Source organism: Luteimonas sp. e5, assembly GCF_054031035.1.
The window spans coordinates 251215-265033 of the sequence record NZ_JBSTRX010000002.1; the positions used below are offsets into that span (position 1 = coordinate 251215).

Here is a 13819-nt window from a genome sequence, read left to right on the forward strand (position 1 = left end):
TCGAGAGCGATCCTTTCCGTCCATGAAACCGTTCCCCCTTGTTGTCGCCAGCGCGCTGGCCGTCGCGTTCACCGGCTTCGCCATCGCCCAGCAGCAGCCGGCCACGCCGTCCAGTGCGGCGCAGCCGGCCGCCACCACGCCACCCGCGGCCGTGGCCAGCGGCGCGCTGCCGATCCCGCCCGCACCGGTGCCGCGCACCGCCAAGGCGTGGTTGCTGATGGATGCGGCCAGCGGCGAAGTGCTGGCCGGCGACAACGTGGATGCACCGCTGGAGCCGGCCAGCATCACCAAGGTGATGACCAGCTACGTGATCGCCGCGGAAATGGCCAAGGGTCATCTCAAGCCGGACGATGCGGTGATGATGACGGAGAACGCCTGGCGCAAGGGCGGCGCGCGTACCGATGGCAGCTACTCCGGCTTCGAGGTCAACAAGACCGCACCGCTGGTGGAGATGGAAAAGGGCATGGTGGTGCAGTCCGGCAATGACGCCGCGATCGCCCTGGCCGAGCACGTGGCCGGCAGCGAAGAAGCCTTCGCCAGCCTGATGAACAGCTATGCCAAGCAGCTGGGCATGAAGAACACGCAGTTCCGCAATGCCACGGGCTTGCCCGAAGAAGGGCATTACGCCAGCGCCCACGACCTCGCCCTGCTGGGCCGCGCACTGGCGCGCGATTTTCCCGAGGCCTATGCCTACAACAGCCTCAAGGAATTCACCGTCGGCCCGATCACCCAGCCCAACCGCAACCTGCTGCTGTGGCGCGACAACTCGGTGGACGGGATCAAGACCGGGCATACCTCGGGTGCCGGCTATTGCCTGATGGCCTCGGCCAAGCGCGGCGACCAGCGCTTGGTGTCGGTGATCCTCGGCGGTGCCAGCGAGGAACAGCGCGCCACCGATTCGCTGGCGCTGCTCAACTGGGGCTTCCGCTTTTACGAAAGCCATCGTCTCTACGATGCCGACACCGCGATCGCTACCCAGCGGGTCTGGAAAGGTGCCGCCAACGAGGTCAAGCTCGGCCTCACCGCGCCGCTGGTGGTGAGCCTGCCGCGTGGCCGCTATCCGCAGATGAAGTCGAGCATGGACGTGCCGACCCATCTCGAGGCGCCGGTGGCCAAGGGCCAGCCGATCGGCAGCGTCAAGGTCACCCTGGATGGCAAGGAGATCGCCACCGCGCCGCTGGTGGCGCTGGAAGCGGTGGAGCAGGGCGGCTTCTTCAAGCGCCTGTGGGATGGCATCCGCATGTGGTGGGCGTCGCTGTGAGTCGGCACCTGTAACCTGCGGCCTGCCTCGCAGAACACGATAAAAGAACGGCCCGCGATTGCGGGCCGTTTGCATGCTGTGGCAACGAGCGGGATTGACCCGCCTGAGCATGCAAAACAAGCCTTGTTTGCGGTATCGTAACCGCCAGTAACCGGTGCATGGTTGCTGACTTCAACCACAGTTTGGGGGATATGGAAATGCAACGTTTATTCATGGGTGTGGTCATTCTGGTCGGCATGCTGTTTTCTCTCGGGAGTGCCGCACAGGAAGTTTCCTTTCGCAATGGCGTGATCACCGGGATTTCCAGCATGGAAGTGCCGGCGCAAGGGCAGCAGCGCGCCCGTGCCGGGAACAGTGCGACGAGCCGGGCCCTGGGTCGCACGCTGGGGCGTTTTGCCGGACGCGCGATGGCCAAGGTGGGTGGCGGTGAATTCGCCGGCGATGCGTACGACGTGGCATCGGGCGTTACTCAGGATGCCCTGGCGAACACCGGCAACAGTTCGTCGCAAGGCGGCATGGTGACGGTGGCCATGATCATCGTGAGGTTCGACAATGGTGAAGAGTCGGGTATCCAGATGCCTTCTTCGCAAGGACTTCGTGTGGGTCAGAAGGTGCGCGTTTTCGGCTCGGGCAGCGGCGCACGGGTTGTCCCGCAATAACGCCTGAGTATTCCGATTCGTGATGCGCCCGCGTCCAGGCGGGCGCATCACGCACGTGCCGATCCGGATGGATGTCGGCGGCGCACGATCACGGCATGCGACTGGCCCTCGCCAGTCCGTGCCGTGTCCGGGTGTCGCATAATTGGCGAATGAGCATCCATTCCGACAATCCCGAACACGGCTTCCAGTTTCCGGGCGTATTCGAAATCACCGCGATGGGTCCATCGGAAGCAGGCCTGGAGGACGAGATCCCGCGCCTGCTGGAGCAGGCCGGCATCACCGTGTTGCATGAAACGGTGCGCCGCCGGGACTCCTCCGGAGGCAAGTACGTCTCGATCCGCCTCAGTTTCGAGGCTGCCGATCGCGAGCAGTACGAGGCCGCGCATGTCGCGCTGCGCTGTCACCCGGAAGTGAAGTGGACGCTGTAATCGGCACTGTCCCGCTCTCGTCTGCGCATCGGAATCCGGTCTGATGCGCGCCTTGGTGCGTGAGCTCGGCCGTCAGGCCTACGAGCCGGTGTGGCGCGCGATGCAGGGCTTCACCGACCAGCGCGATGCCGATACCGCGGACGAGCTGTGGCTGGTCGAGCACGACCCGGTGTTCACCCTCGGCCAGGCCGGCAAGCCCGAGCATGTGCTGATGCCCGGCGCGATTCCGGTGATCCATGTCGATCGTGGCGGCCAGGTGACCTACCACGGCCCCGGTCAGATCGTCGTCTACCCGCTGCTCGACCTTAAACGCCTGGGCATCGGCGTGCGCGAGTACGTGCATCGCATCGAGCAGGCGATCATCGACACGCTGGGTGAATGGAACATCGGCGCGGAACGGCGCGAAGGCGCGCCGGGGGTCTACGTCAATGGCGCCAAGATCGCTGCGCTCGGCATCCGCGTGCGCCGCGGATGCACCTTCCACGGCCTGGCTTTCAACATCGCGATGGATCTGGAGCCGTTTTCGCGCATCAACCCCTGCGGCTATGCCGGGCTCGAGGTGGTGTCGCTGTCCGACTTCGGCGGCCCCTCGTCAATGGAAGCGGTAAAGCCGGTGTTGCTGGCGGAACTGGCAAGACAGTTCGGCTTGACGCTGGAGGCGGCCCCGGCGTCGGGGCTGGCCTGCTGAATCCCGCGCTCGCCGCTGCAGGCGAGGCTCGATGAAGGCAACCGGCGCGGTGCGGCCTCGATCGAGCTCGACGCACCGGGGCCTTGCGCGCGGAAGTCGAAGCCCGGAGTGGCTCAGGGCCGCTGTCTTCTTCGCGCTTCCTGACGGGCTTCGCGCAGTTCCATTTCCTGATGGGCTTCGCTGGCCTGGCACTTGAGTTGCCGCTCGAACGGCGCCAGTTTCGCAATCCCGGCCTCGCTGCGCTCGACTTGTTTGCTGAAGATTTCATCCACTTCGCCACTTGGCATCCGGAACTCATGCTGCCTTTCGATGGATGCCACGTGTGATCGCATCTTGCGCTCCAGGATGGTGGCCAGTTCGAAATGGCCGCAGCCCCGCGCCACCCCGGCACGCGAGGCCGTCATGGCCACATGCAGGCGGATCGGCTGCCGATAGCCCTCTGCGTTGCGGCTGCCTTGCTGCGCGTGGGCGCTTCCCGCCAATGCCAGTGCCGGCATGGCCAGGCTCCATGCCAGTCCTTTCAGGTTCATGTCCCATTCCTTGTCAAGATTCGGGGATCACTTCAGCAAGGCGTCGTCTCGCACCATCAGGCGGATGTTGTCGCAGGTGAGCTCCCTGCCTTGTTCCCGATCCTCGTGCCATATCGCCTTGGCACGTCGCTTGCCCTCCTCGATCCATTCGCTGAGTTCGGCATCGCTGATATTGAATTGATCGATGAACTTGCCGTAGCGTCGGCGCACATCGCGGATGGCATCGCGATCGAAATCCGCAGCCAGCTGCGGGTAGCCGCACAGCTCCGCATCGGCCACTGCACCACCCGCGCCCCGTACGTTCAGTTCGAGTGACTCGCGCAGGAATTGCTCGTCGCGATCGGATTGCGCAAGCGCGCTGAACGGGGCCAGGACGGCGATCAGCAGGATAAAGCGGGTGATGGTTTTCATCGTCATTCCTTTGTCGGTGTTTTCATGCAGGCAAATGGGCGCTGCCTGCCGGCGAGGTTGAGCGGTGCCGACGGCGGCACTTCAGCTTAGCGCGCAAAAGGGGCGATAATCCATCCATGGACGAATCGCGCAGCATCCCGCTTTCCGTCGTCGAGGACGCGCCTGCGTCCCTGACGCCGGGTGAGAAACAACTGGCCGGTGACAAGATCAGCCGCAGTCCGGTGGAGTTCGTGGAGGCGCCGGTGCTGCGCAAGCCGGGCTGGATCCGGGTGCGCATCCCCTCCGGCAATGCGGTGCAGAAGCTGAAGGCGCGGCTGCGCGAGAACCGCCTGGTGACGGTGTGCGAGGACGCCTCCTGCCCGAACATCCACGAGTGCTTCAGCCACGGCACCGCCACCTTCATGATCATGGGCGATATCTGCACGCGTCGCTGCAGCTTCTGCGACGTCGCCCATGGTCGGCCCAAGCCGCTGGACGCGGACGAGCCGCGGCGCCTCGCCGAAACCATCGCCGACATGCGCCTGAAGTACGTGGTGATCACCAGCGTCGACCGGGACGACCTGCGTGATGGTGGCGCACAGCATTTCGTCGATTGCATCCGCGAGATCCGGGCCGTGGTGCCCGGCATCCAGATCGAGATCCTGACCCCGGATTTCCGCGGCAAGGGGCGCATGGAGCGGGCGCTGGCGATCCTTGCCGACGCGCCACCGGACGTGTTCAATCACAATGTCGAAACCGTGCCCGATCTGTACCGCAACGTGCGTCCCGGCGCCGATTACCAGTGGTCGCTGACCCTGCTGCAGAAGTTCAAGGCACAGCACCCGGAAATCCCGACAAAGTCCGGCATCATGCTCGGCCTTGGCGAGAGCCTGGAGCAGGTGCATGGCACCTTGCGCGATCTGCGCGCGCATGACGTGGACATGATCACCATCGGCCAGTACCTGCAGCCTTCGCCGGCGCATCACCCGCTGCTGCGCTACTGGACCCCTGACGAGTTCAAGGCGCTGGAGGTGTTCGGCATGGAGCTGGGCTTCAGCCATGTCGCCTCCGGGCCGATGGTGCGCTCGAGCTATCACGCCGACCGTTCGGCGATGGAGGCCGGGTTGGCGCCGGCGGGCTGAGCCGGCGTTCAGCCACGCGCGGCCCGGCACGGCTACCCTGAAAGCGTAGGGATGGCACGCGCCGCGAACTTCCGGCACTGTTGTGTTGTCCATCCTGACGGGCATGCTGCCCATCACGACGATTGCGAGTGCTGCCGATGAAGTTGCGTCAATCCCTGCTGGTCCTGGCCCTGATCGCACCGATTTCGCTGTTGGCGATGGCGCGCGGACTGTGGTTGCCGCCGGAGCCGGTCGAGCCGTCCCCGCTTCTGGCCAGCCTGCAGGCGCCACCGGTTGAAGCTGCACCCGCGCGTGACGCGGCCGGCAAGTCGACGCCGACGGCGTTCGCCACCACCCGCGAACAGGCCGAGACCTCCGCGCTGGTGCACGGCTTGCTGTCGGAAAGCCGTTACGCCTACCGCCCGCGCACGCTGGATGCCGCACTGGGCGCGGACGTATGGAAGCGCTACCTGGAATCGCTCGACCCGTCCAAGATGTACCTCACGCGCAGCGACGTCGAGGCGATGGGCGATGCGTCGCAGCAGGCGATGAACGCGGTGCGCGGTGGCGACTTCGCCCCGATGTATGCGGTGTTCGAGACCTATCTCAAGCGGGTCCGCGAGCGTTCGGAATATTCCCGTGCCCTGCTCAAGCAGGACATCTTCGATTTTTCCGCCGACGATCGCTTCGCCTACGACCGCAAGGACGCCCCCTGGGCCGACGCGGCCGAGCTGGACGCCTTGTGGCGGCAGTCGGTGCGCTCGGACTGGCTGCGGCTGAAGCTGGCCGGGCGCAGTGCCGATGAGATCCGCGGCACGCTGGACAAGCGCTATGCCAACGTCGTCAAGATGATGGGCGACTACAACGCCGAGGACGTGTTCCAGATCGCGCTCAATGCCTATACCGGCGCGATCGACCCGCATACCGGCTATTTCAACCCGCGCGCGGCCGAGCGCTTCAACCAGGCGATGTCGTTGTCGCTGGAAGGCATCGGCGCGCAGCTGCAGAAGCGCGAGGACATCGTCACCATCATGGAGCTGATCCCCGGCGGCCCGGCCGCACGCGACGGCCAGCTCAAGCCCGGTGATCGCATCATCGGTGTCGGCCAGGGCCGGGATGGCGTGATGGAGGACGTGGTCGGCTGGCGCATCGACGACGTGGTGGCCAAGATCAAGGGCCCGAAGGGCACCGTGGTGCGGCTGGACGTGCTGCCGGTGGAGGCGGCGATGGATGCCGCGCCGCAGCGCATCGTGCTGACCCGCGACAAGGTGGTGATCGCCGAGAGCCGCGCCAAGCGCGAACTGATCGAGCTGCCGGCGGCGCAAGAAGGCCAGCCGGCGCGGCGCATCGGCGTGATCAAGCTGCCCTCGTTCTACCAGGACTTCGGCGCGCGTCGCAGCCGCAATGCCGATTACGTTTCTTCCTCCGCCGACGTGGCGCGCCTGCTCGGTGAATTGCGCGAGGAAGGCGTGGACGGCGTGCTGCTCGACCTGCGCAACAACGGTGGCGGCTCGCTGGACGAAGCGGTGCGCATCACCGGCCTGTTCATCGACCAGGGCCCGGTGGTGCAGGAGCGCCAGGCCGGGGGCCGCATCAACGTGCGCCGCGACCGCGATCCCGGCGTGACCTGGGACGGCCCGCTGGCGGTGCTGATCAACCGCACCTCGGCTTCGGCCTCGGAAATCGTCGCCGGTGCGATCCAGGATTACGGGCGCGGCCTGATCATCGGCGAGACCAGCTTCGGCAAGGGCACGGTACAGGCGATGGTCGATCTCGACCGCGTGGTGCCCGGTCGTGACGGCAAGCGCTACGGCGAGGTCAAGCTGACCATCGCCGAGTTCTTCCGCCCTGGCGGTGCCAGCACGCAGAACCGTGGCGTCAGCCCGGACATCGCCTTCCCCTCGACCATGGACGAGGACGAGTTCGGCGAAAGCACGTTCGACAATGCCCTGCCGTGGTCGAAGATCGACCCGGTCGAACATGTTGCCTACGGGCATTTCTCCAACGTGCTTCCGCAGCTCGAGCGCATGCACCAAGCGCGCGTCGCCGATGACGTGGAATACCAGTGGCGGCTGCAGGATGCGGAGGAATCCCGCGTGCAGCGGGCGCGCAAATGGATCAGCCTGAGCGAGTCCGAGCGCCGTGCCGAGCGCGAGAAGGACGAGGCCAAGCGCAAGTTCCGCCAGGCCGAGCGCGAGCGCCTGGGCCTGGCGCTCGATCCGCTGGCCGACGAGCGTGCCGACGACGGTCTGCAGTCGATCGAACGCGACGTGGTGCGCCAGGCCGAGCGTGAAAAACTGGCGGAAAAGGTGCCCGATCCGCTGCTCCACGAGGCCGCGGCGATCCTCGGCGATGCCGCGCGCCTGCTCGACGAGGACCGTGGCCTCGCGGCCAAGGTGCTGCCGCAATCCAGTGGCCCGGGGCGCTGGGCCGACTGAGTTCGTGCGCGGGCATGCGCATGTCCGCGGTGGGCAAATGACGGTGTGCAGGCGGCGGCCGCGGCGATGTTGAATCCGCGCCCCCGGATCGGTATTGCTGCGGCACAATGGCGCCATGTCCGATCCCTCATCCATGGCGCCGCGGCCGCTGGCGGTCGCGCTGGCGCTGGCCATCCTGTACCTGATCTGGGGCTCGACCTACCTCGGCATCCGCTTTGCGCTCGAGGGCGGGTTTCCGCCCTTCCTGCTCGGCGCCACCCGCTTCCTGTTCGCCGGCGGCTTGATGCTGGCGGTCTTGCGCCTGCGCGGCACGCCGATGCCGACGCCGCGGCAATGGGGCAACCTCGCGGTGATGGGCGTGTTGCTGCTGGCGCTGGGCAACGGCATGGTCAATTACGCCGAGCAGACCGTGTCCTCCGGGCTGGCCGCGGTGGCGGTGGCGTCGGCGCCGATCTGGATGGGGCTCTTCGCCATGCTGCGTGGGGATAAGCCCACGCGCATCGAGTGGGTCGGCATCGCGATCGGCTTCGTCGGCGTGGTCTGGCTCAATACCGGGGGCGCATTGAGCGGCTCGCCGCGTGGTCTCGTTGCCTTGCTGGTGGCGTCGGTGGTGTGGTCGTTTGGATCGATCTGGTCGCGCGGACGTGACTTGCCGGCCCCGGCGATGGCCGCCGCGGGACAGATGCTGTGTGGCGGCGTGGCGATGCTGCTGATCGCGCTGGCCACCGGCGAGCGCCTCGAAGCGATGCCCACGGCCAAGGGATGGGCGGCATGGGCGTACCTGGCGGTGTTCGGCTCGATCGTCGGCTTCTCGGCCTATGTCTGGTTGCTGGCCAACGTGCGTCCGGCGCTGGCTTCGAGCTATGCCTACGTCAATCCGGCGATAGCGGTGATGCTGGGTGCCTGGCTGGCCGGCGAACGCGCAACGCCCGAGGAGCTCGGTGCGATGACGGTGATCCTCGCCGGCGTGGTGGTGATCACCCTGGCCAGGGCGCGCCGGCGGCGGCCGCGGCCGGCACCGGCTTGAGCGACCCGCGCCGCTACAGCGCCCGCAACGCCTCGGTCACCGGAATCCGCGCCGCGCGCATGGCCGGGAACAGCCCGCCGACCAGGCCGATGCCCAGCGCCCATTTCAGCCCGGTCCACAGCACCTGCGGGGTGACCTCGAAGGCGAACATCACCTGACTGAAGTTCGCGCTCATGGTGGCCACGCTGTAGCCATTGAACACCAGCCAGGCCAGGCCGCAGCCGATCACCCCGCCAAGCAGTGCCAGCAGCATGGTTTCCAGCATCACCGCGGCCACCACCGGCAGGCCGCGGAAGCCCAGCGCGCGCAGCGTGGCGATCTCGCGCGCGCGGGTGGCGATCGCCGCGTACATGGTGTTGAGCGCGCCGAACACCGCGCCGATCGCCATGATCGCGCCGATCACCGTGCCCAGCACTTCGATCAGGGTGCTCATGTTGGAGGCCTGCTTGCCGAAGTATTCGCGGGTGGACAGGGCATCGAGCTTGAGCCGCGGGTCGGCATCCAGCGCCTGCTGCACACGCGACAGCGCCTCGGCGCCCTGCAGCTTCATGGTCACCGACTGGTAGGCGCTGCGGCGGTAGAACGAGGACAGCGTTTCGATGTCGGTCCACAGCTCCGAATCCATCGAATCGCCGCTGGCGAAGCGCCCGACCACGGTCCATTCCTGATTGCTCAGGCGCAGGGTGTCGCCGATGCCGACGCCGCGATACTGCCCGGCCACGCCTTCGCCGACGATCACTTCGCGCAGTCCCGGCTGGAAGCGCCGGCCCTGGACCATGCGCACGTTGGGGCGGATGCTCCAGGCCAGCGGCCCGACCCCGCGCAACTGCACGTTGGCATCGGTGCCGTCGGCCAGCGTCGGCAGGTTGATCACCTGCGCCAGCTCCGCCGAAATCAGCGGCCGGCCATCGCGGCTGCGCGCCACGCCATCGAGATTGGCCAGCAGCACCGCCTGTTCGCGGGTGACCACCGAGTTGATCTCGACCTGCGAGCCGCCGCGCAGCACGATCGCGGTATCGTCGCTGCCGCTGGCATTGAGCGTGCTGCGAAAGCCCGCCGCCATCGCCAGCATCGCCACCAGCACCGCCACCACCCCGGCAATCCCGATCACGATCACCGACGCCGCCCCCCAACGCTGCGGCAGGCTGCTGATCCCCACCCCCGCCGCCGCCAACGCCAACCGCCCCTGCCGACTGAACCGCAACCACACCCCGACCCCCGCTACCAGCACCACCACCCCCGGCCACGGCAGCACTACCCAGATGCCTAGGAGCAGCAGCAGGGCGAGGGTGGTGAGGGGGGTGGCGAGGTTTGAGGACACGAGCGAGGAGATAGTGCAGAGGAGTGAGGAGTGAGAGAAGGCGGAGGAGGGCGCGGAGGTGTTTGGGGAGGGTGGTCGGGGAGAGAAGTGAGTGCAGAGGAGTGAGAGCGAGAAGTGAGTGCAGAGGAGTGAGGAGTGAGAGAAAGCGGGGAAAGGTGTTTGGGGTTTTGGGATTGGGGGCGGGAGTCAGGCGTATGGAGTTGTGGTCGAAACAGAAACAGGCACGGTCATGGCCGAGTCACCACCTGCCACCCCCGAGCCGTTGCTCTTTCTCACTTCTCACTCCTCTCCACTATCTCTTCGCTTTCCCTCCTCTCACTCCTCACTCCTCTGCACTCACTCCTCGCCCCTATCTTCCCGCCAACGCATCCACGATGCTCAGGCGCATCGCGCGCAGGGCGGGGAGCAGGCCGACGAGGACGCCGATCAGCAGCATCAGTGCCAGGCCCAGCAGCCAGGTTTCCGCGGGGATGCCGCCAAGCGGGATCATGCCGCCGCTGGCCTTGGCCAGCACCGGGATCAGGGCGCGGGCAAGGCCCATGCCGAGCAGGCCGCCTGCGACGATCAGCAGCACCGCTTCGGCCAGTACCAGCCACAGCACCGCGCGGTTGGTGAAGCCCAGGGTCTTGAGCACGGCCAGCTCGGGGATGCGCTCGCGCACCGCCTGCGCCATCGCATTGCCGGTCAGCAGCAGCAGGGTGAAGAACACCGCGGCCATGATCGCGGTGACGATCAGGCCGATGTCGGCGAACTGCTTGGCGAAGGCCTGATTGAACGCCTGCTCGGTCTGGGTTCGGGTTTCGCGGTCGGAGTTCTCGGAGATGCGGTCGATCGCCAGTGCGACCTCGCTGGCACGCTGCGGGTCGTCCATCTGCACCGCGTACCAGCTCACCGCGTTCTTCATGAAGATGTTGGATTCGTTGAAGTAATGCCAATGCATGAACAGCTGCTGTTCCTCGCCGCGGCGCTTGGCATCGCGCACGTCGAAGATCGCGCGCAGGGTCAGCGGCCAGTTGTTGCTGCCGTCGGCATTGGGAAAGATCGTCGCCTGCAACGGGATCACCTCGCCGATCTTCCAGCCGAACTTGTCCGCCAGCATGCGCCCGACCACCGCGCCGCCGGGATCGGTGTCGAAGGCGCGGCGTTGCGCTGGATCGATCACGTATTCCGGGTACAGGTCGAGGTAGCCCTCGCCGATGGAGAAGTTGGGGAAGAAATTGCGCGGGTCCTGGTAGATGCCGCCGAACCACGTCCCCGAGGCGACCTTGCGCACCCCCGGCACCGCCGCGATTTCGCGCTGCAGCGCCGCCGGCAGCATCTGCGTGATCGACAGCTTCGACGCCACCACCAGCCGGTTGCTGCCATCCAGCCCACCCCCGGAATTGAACACCACCCGCACCGAATCCAGCAGCCCGAACAGCAGAAACGCCGTCACCACCGACAGCAGGGTCAGCGTGGTGCGGGTCTTGCTGCGTAAGAGCGAGGAGAGGATGAGGGACAGGTATTTCATAGAAGCGAGAAACGAGTGGAGAGGAACGAGGAACGAGTAAAAGCGGGGACTCTCGCTCCATCCACTCGTTTCTGCACTCGTTGCTTTACTCGTGTTTCTCCCATCGATCTGCGTTTCTCCGACCAATCCGCTCCGGATGAACATGCATTGATGAAAGGCCCAGAACGAGTAAACGCCCGCGTGTTCGCAATCTGCACTTGTACCTCGCTGTTCATCGCTGGATGCAAGCAGGAGTCAGAAACGAATGCCTCGGCTTCTACTCGTTCCTCGTTCCTCTCCACTCGTTCCTCGCTGTTCATCGCCGGGTACTCAATGGATCCAAGTGGGCGTCAGAAACGAGTGCCCCCGCTCTCACTCGTTCCTCGTTCCTCTGCACTCGTTCCTCGCTCATCACGCCAGATCGCCCTTGTCCAGATGAATCACGCGTCGTGCCACCTCGGCCGCTCGCGGATCATGCGTGACCATGATGATGGTCTTGCCGTGGTCGCGGTTGAGGGTTTGTAGCAGGGCCATGATTTCTTCCGCGGACTGGCGGTCCAGGTCGCCGGTGGGTTCGTCGCAGATCAGGAAGGTCGGGTCGGAGACGATGGCGCGGGCGATGGCGACGCGTTGCTGCTGGCCGCCGGACAGTTCGTTGGGGCGGTGGCTGCGGCGGTCGGACAGGCCGACCAGGGCCAGCGCGATCGCGGCGTGGCGTTGCCGCTGGCGGGCGTTGAGCGAGGTCAGCAGCAGCGGCAGTTCGACGTTGCGCTGCGCGGTCAGGGTCGGCATCAGGTTGTAGAACTGGAACACGAAGCCGACATGGCGGCTGCGCCACTGCGCCAGCTGGCGTTCGTTCATCTGGTCGATGCGCTCGCCTTCGATCAGGATCTCGCCGCCGCTGGGCGTGTCCAGCCCGCCGATCAGGTTCAGCAACGTGCTCTTGCCCGAGCCGGACGGCCCCATCAGGGCGACGAAGTCGCCGTGCGGGATGTCCAGATCGATGCCATGCAGCACCTGCAGCCGCTCCGGGCCGCGGCGGTAGGTCTTGTCCAGCCCGCGAACCCGCACCAGCGGCGCGGGCGCGGCGTCGGCGGGCAGCGTGTTCATGGCTGCACGGCCACATTCACCTGTGCGCCATCGGCCAGCTCCGGCGCCGGGTTGCGCACCACGGCTTCGCCCGCGGCCAGGCCCTGCAGCACTTCGCGTTCGCTGCCCAGCGCGCGCCCCGGGGTGACTTCGCGCCGCGTCACGCGACCATCGGCATCGACCACGAAGGCGACATCCTTGCCATCGCGCTGCACGATGGCTTCCTCGGCCACGCGCACCGCCGTGGCCGCGCCGGCGCCGGCCGGGGCCAGGGTTTCCAGGAAGCCGACCTTGACCCCCATGTCGGGGACGATGCGCGCATCGCGGGCGTTCAACGCGATGCGCACCTTGACCGTGGCCTTGCCGCGGTCGGCGGTGGGGATGATCGCGATCACCTCGGCCGGGATCTTCCAGTCCGGATAGGCATTGAGCGTGGCTTCCACCGGCATCCGCGGTTGCACGCGGCCGATGTAGGCCTCGCCGACGTCCACTTCCACTTCCAGCGAATCCATGTCGACGATGGTGCCGATGCCGGTGCGGGTGAAGCCGCCACCGGCGGACAGCGGCGAGACGACCTCGCCCGGCTGCGCCGCCTTGGCGATCACCACCCCGGCGAAGGGCGCGCGCACCACGGTGTTTTCCACGCCGATGCGGGCGATGCGCAGGCCGTCGGCGGCGACCTCGGCATTGCGCCGCGCGGTCTGCAATTGCGCACGCAGCGCATCACGCGCGGCGATCGCCTGATCGTATTGCGCGCGCGAGACCAGTTGTTGCTGCAGCAGCGGCTGCAGGCGGCGGGCGTTGGCCTCGGCTTCGGCCAGCTGCGCCTGGACGCCGGCGATCTGGCTGCGCGCCGCCGCCAGCTGCGACTGCGACAGCGCGCGCTGGGCATCGGCATCCAGCGGCTCCAGCCGCGCCATCACCTGGCCTTCCTCGACCTGCATGCCTTCTTCGATCAGCACCTCGGCCACCTTGCCGGTGACCTTGGCCGAGACCGTGGCCATGCGCCGTGCGACCACATAGCCGCTGGCATCCAGCACCGAGACCCGCTCCGGCGCGCCTTCGCCGACCAGCGCGCGAACCGGCGCGGTCTCCACCTCCAGCGTGCCGCGACCGCGGCCCAGCCACAGCGCGGCGAGCACCGCGGCCAGCAGCAGCGTCACCAGCAGCACGATCCAGCGCCGCCGTCGTGGTGCCGGCTCGTCTTCGCGCGAGATGCGCAGTTCCTGCAGCAGGTCGGTGGGTGTGTTCATGGGCGCGGACGTGGCGGCGACCCGGCCACTGTAGCGCGTGATCGATGACGGCTCGCACTGACATCTGTCATGTGTGTTGCTTGACGCCTTGCACTGCATGCGCTGGCTGCGGCTGCGGACACTGG

At 66.8% G+C, this 13819-nt stretch carries 13 protein-coding genes; 7 read left to right on the forward strand and 6 right to left on the reverse strand.

The genetic code is table 11. From position 1 onward, the window contains the following. Window positions 1-22 precede the first annotated feature (22 nt). The 4 genes from ACW11F_RS06635 (at window position 23) to lipB (ending at window position 3036) form a co-directional block, all read left to right on the forward strand. Window positions 23-1261 (forward strand): D-alanyl-D-alanine carboxypeptidase family protein, encoded by a 1239-nt coding sequence (locus ACW11F_RS06635; RefSeq protein ID WP_456996126.1) that lies wholly within the window; start codon window positions 23-25, stop codon window positions 1259-1261. 158 nt (window positions 1262-1419) lie between these two features. After that, window positions 1420-1920 (forward strand): hypothetical protein, encoded by a 501-nt coding sequence (locus ACW11F_RS06640; protein WP_456996127.1) that lies wholly within the window; start codon window positions 1420-1422, stop codon window positions 1918-1920. Window positions 1921-2069: 149 nt separating this feature from the next. Next, the gene (locus ACW11F_RS06645) at window positions 2070-2348 is read left to right on the forward strand and encodes a DUF493 family protein (protein WP_456996128.1); all 279 of its coding nucleotides are present in this window, start codon (window positions 2070-2072) and stop codon (window positions 2346-2348) included. Between the two features lie 43 nt (window positions 2349-2391). After that, complete coding sequence (lipB, locus tag ACW11F_RS06650) at window positions 2392-3036, forward strand: lipoyl(octanoyl) transferase LipB (protein WP_456996129.1); 645 nt, start codon at window positions 2392-2394, stop codon at window positions 3034-3036. 113 nt (window positions 3037-3149) lie between these two features. Here the strand turns inward: lipB and ACW11F_RS06655 are convergent, their stop codons facing one another. Both ACW11F_RS06655 and ACW11F_RS06660 read right to left on the reverse strand, forming a co-directional pair. Further along, entirely contained in the window at window positions 3150-3533 is a 384-nt protein-coding gene (locus ACW11F_RS06655; protein WP_456996130.1) for a hypothetical protein, read from the reverse strand. A gap of 60 nt (window positions 3534-3593) precedes the next feature. Then, on the reverse strand, window positions 3594-3977 hold the full coding sequence (locus ACW11F_RS06660; RefSeq protein ID WP_456996131.1) for a hypothetical protein: 384 nt from the start codon (window positions 3975-3977) through the stop codon (window positions 3594-3596). Between the two features lie 116 nt (window positions 3978-4093). Here ACW11F_RS06660 and lipA point away from each other — a divergent pair, with 116 nt between their 5' ends. The 3 genes from lipA to yedA all read left to right on the forward strand — a co-directional run bounded on the left by lipA (window position 4094) and on the right by yedA (window position 8542). Then, window positions 4094-5098: a lipoyl synthase gene (gene lipA / locus ACW11F_RS06665; protein WP_456996132.1), complete on the forward strand. Its 1005-nt coding sequence runs from the start codon at window positions 4094-4096 to the stop codon at window positions 5096-5098. 197 nt (window positions 5099-5295) lie between these two features. Further along, the gene (locus tag ACW11F_RS06670; RefSeq protein ID WP_456996565.1) at window positions 5296-7515 is read left to right on the forward strand and encodes a carboxy terminal-processing peptidase; all 2220 of its coding nucleotides are present in this window, start codon (window positions 5296-5298) and stop codon (window positions 7513-7515) included. 115 nt (window positions 7516-7630) lie between these two features. Beyond that, complete coding sequence (gene yedA / locus ACW11F_RS06675; RefSeq protein ID WP_456996133.1) at window positions 7631-8542, forward strand: drug/metabolite exporter YedA; 912 nt, start codon at window positions 7631-7633, stop codon at window positions 8540-8542. 13 nt (window positions 8543-8555) lie between these two features. On the opposite strand, the gene ACW11F_RS06680 is transcribed toward yedA, so the two are convergent. From ACW11F_RS06680 to ACW11F_RS06695, 4 genes are all read right to left on the reverse strand, one after another. Beyond that, complete coding sequence (locus tag ACW11F_RS06680; protein WP_456996134.1) at window positions 8556-9863, reverse strand: ABC transporter permease; 1308 nt, start codon at window positions 9861-9863, stop codon at window positions 8556-8558. A 349-nt stretch (window positions 9864-10212) separates the two neighbouring features. Further along, window positions 10213-11373 (reverse strand): ABC transporter permease, encoded by a 1161-nt coding sequence (locus ACW11F_RS06685; protein WP_456996135.1) that lies wholly within the window; start codon window positions 11371-11373, stop codon window positions 10213-10215. A 390-nt stretch (window positions 11374-11763) separates the two neighbouring features. Then, entirely contained in the window at window positions 11764-12462 is a 699-nt protein-coding gene (locus ACW11F_RS06690; RefSeq protein ID WP_456996136.1) for an ABC transporter ATP-binding protein, read from the reverse strand. Further along, the gene (locus ACW11F_RS06695; protein ID WP_456996137.1) at window positions 12459-13694 is read right to left on the reverse strand and encodes an efflux RND transporter periplasmic adaptor subunit; all 1236 of its coding nucleotides are present in this window, start codon (window positions 13692-13694) and stop codon (window positions 12459-12461) included. Before ACW11F_RS06695 ends, ACW11F_RS06690 begins: the two co-directional genes overlap by 4 nt. Between the last annotated feature and the right edge of the window lie 125 nt (window positions 13695-13819).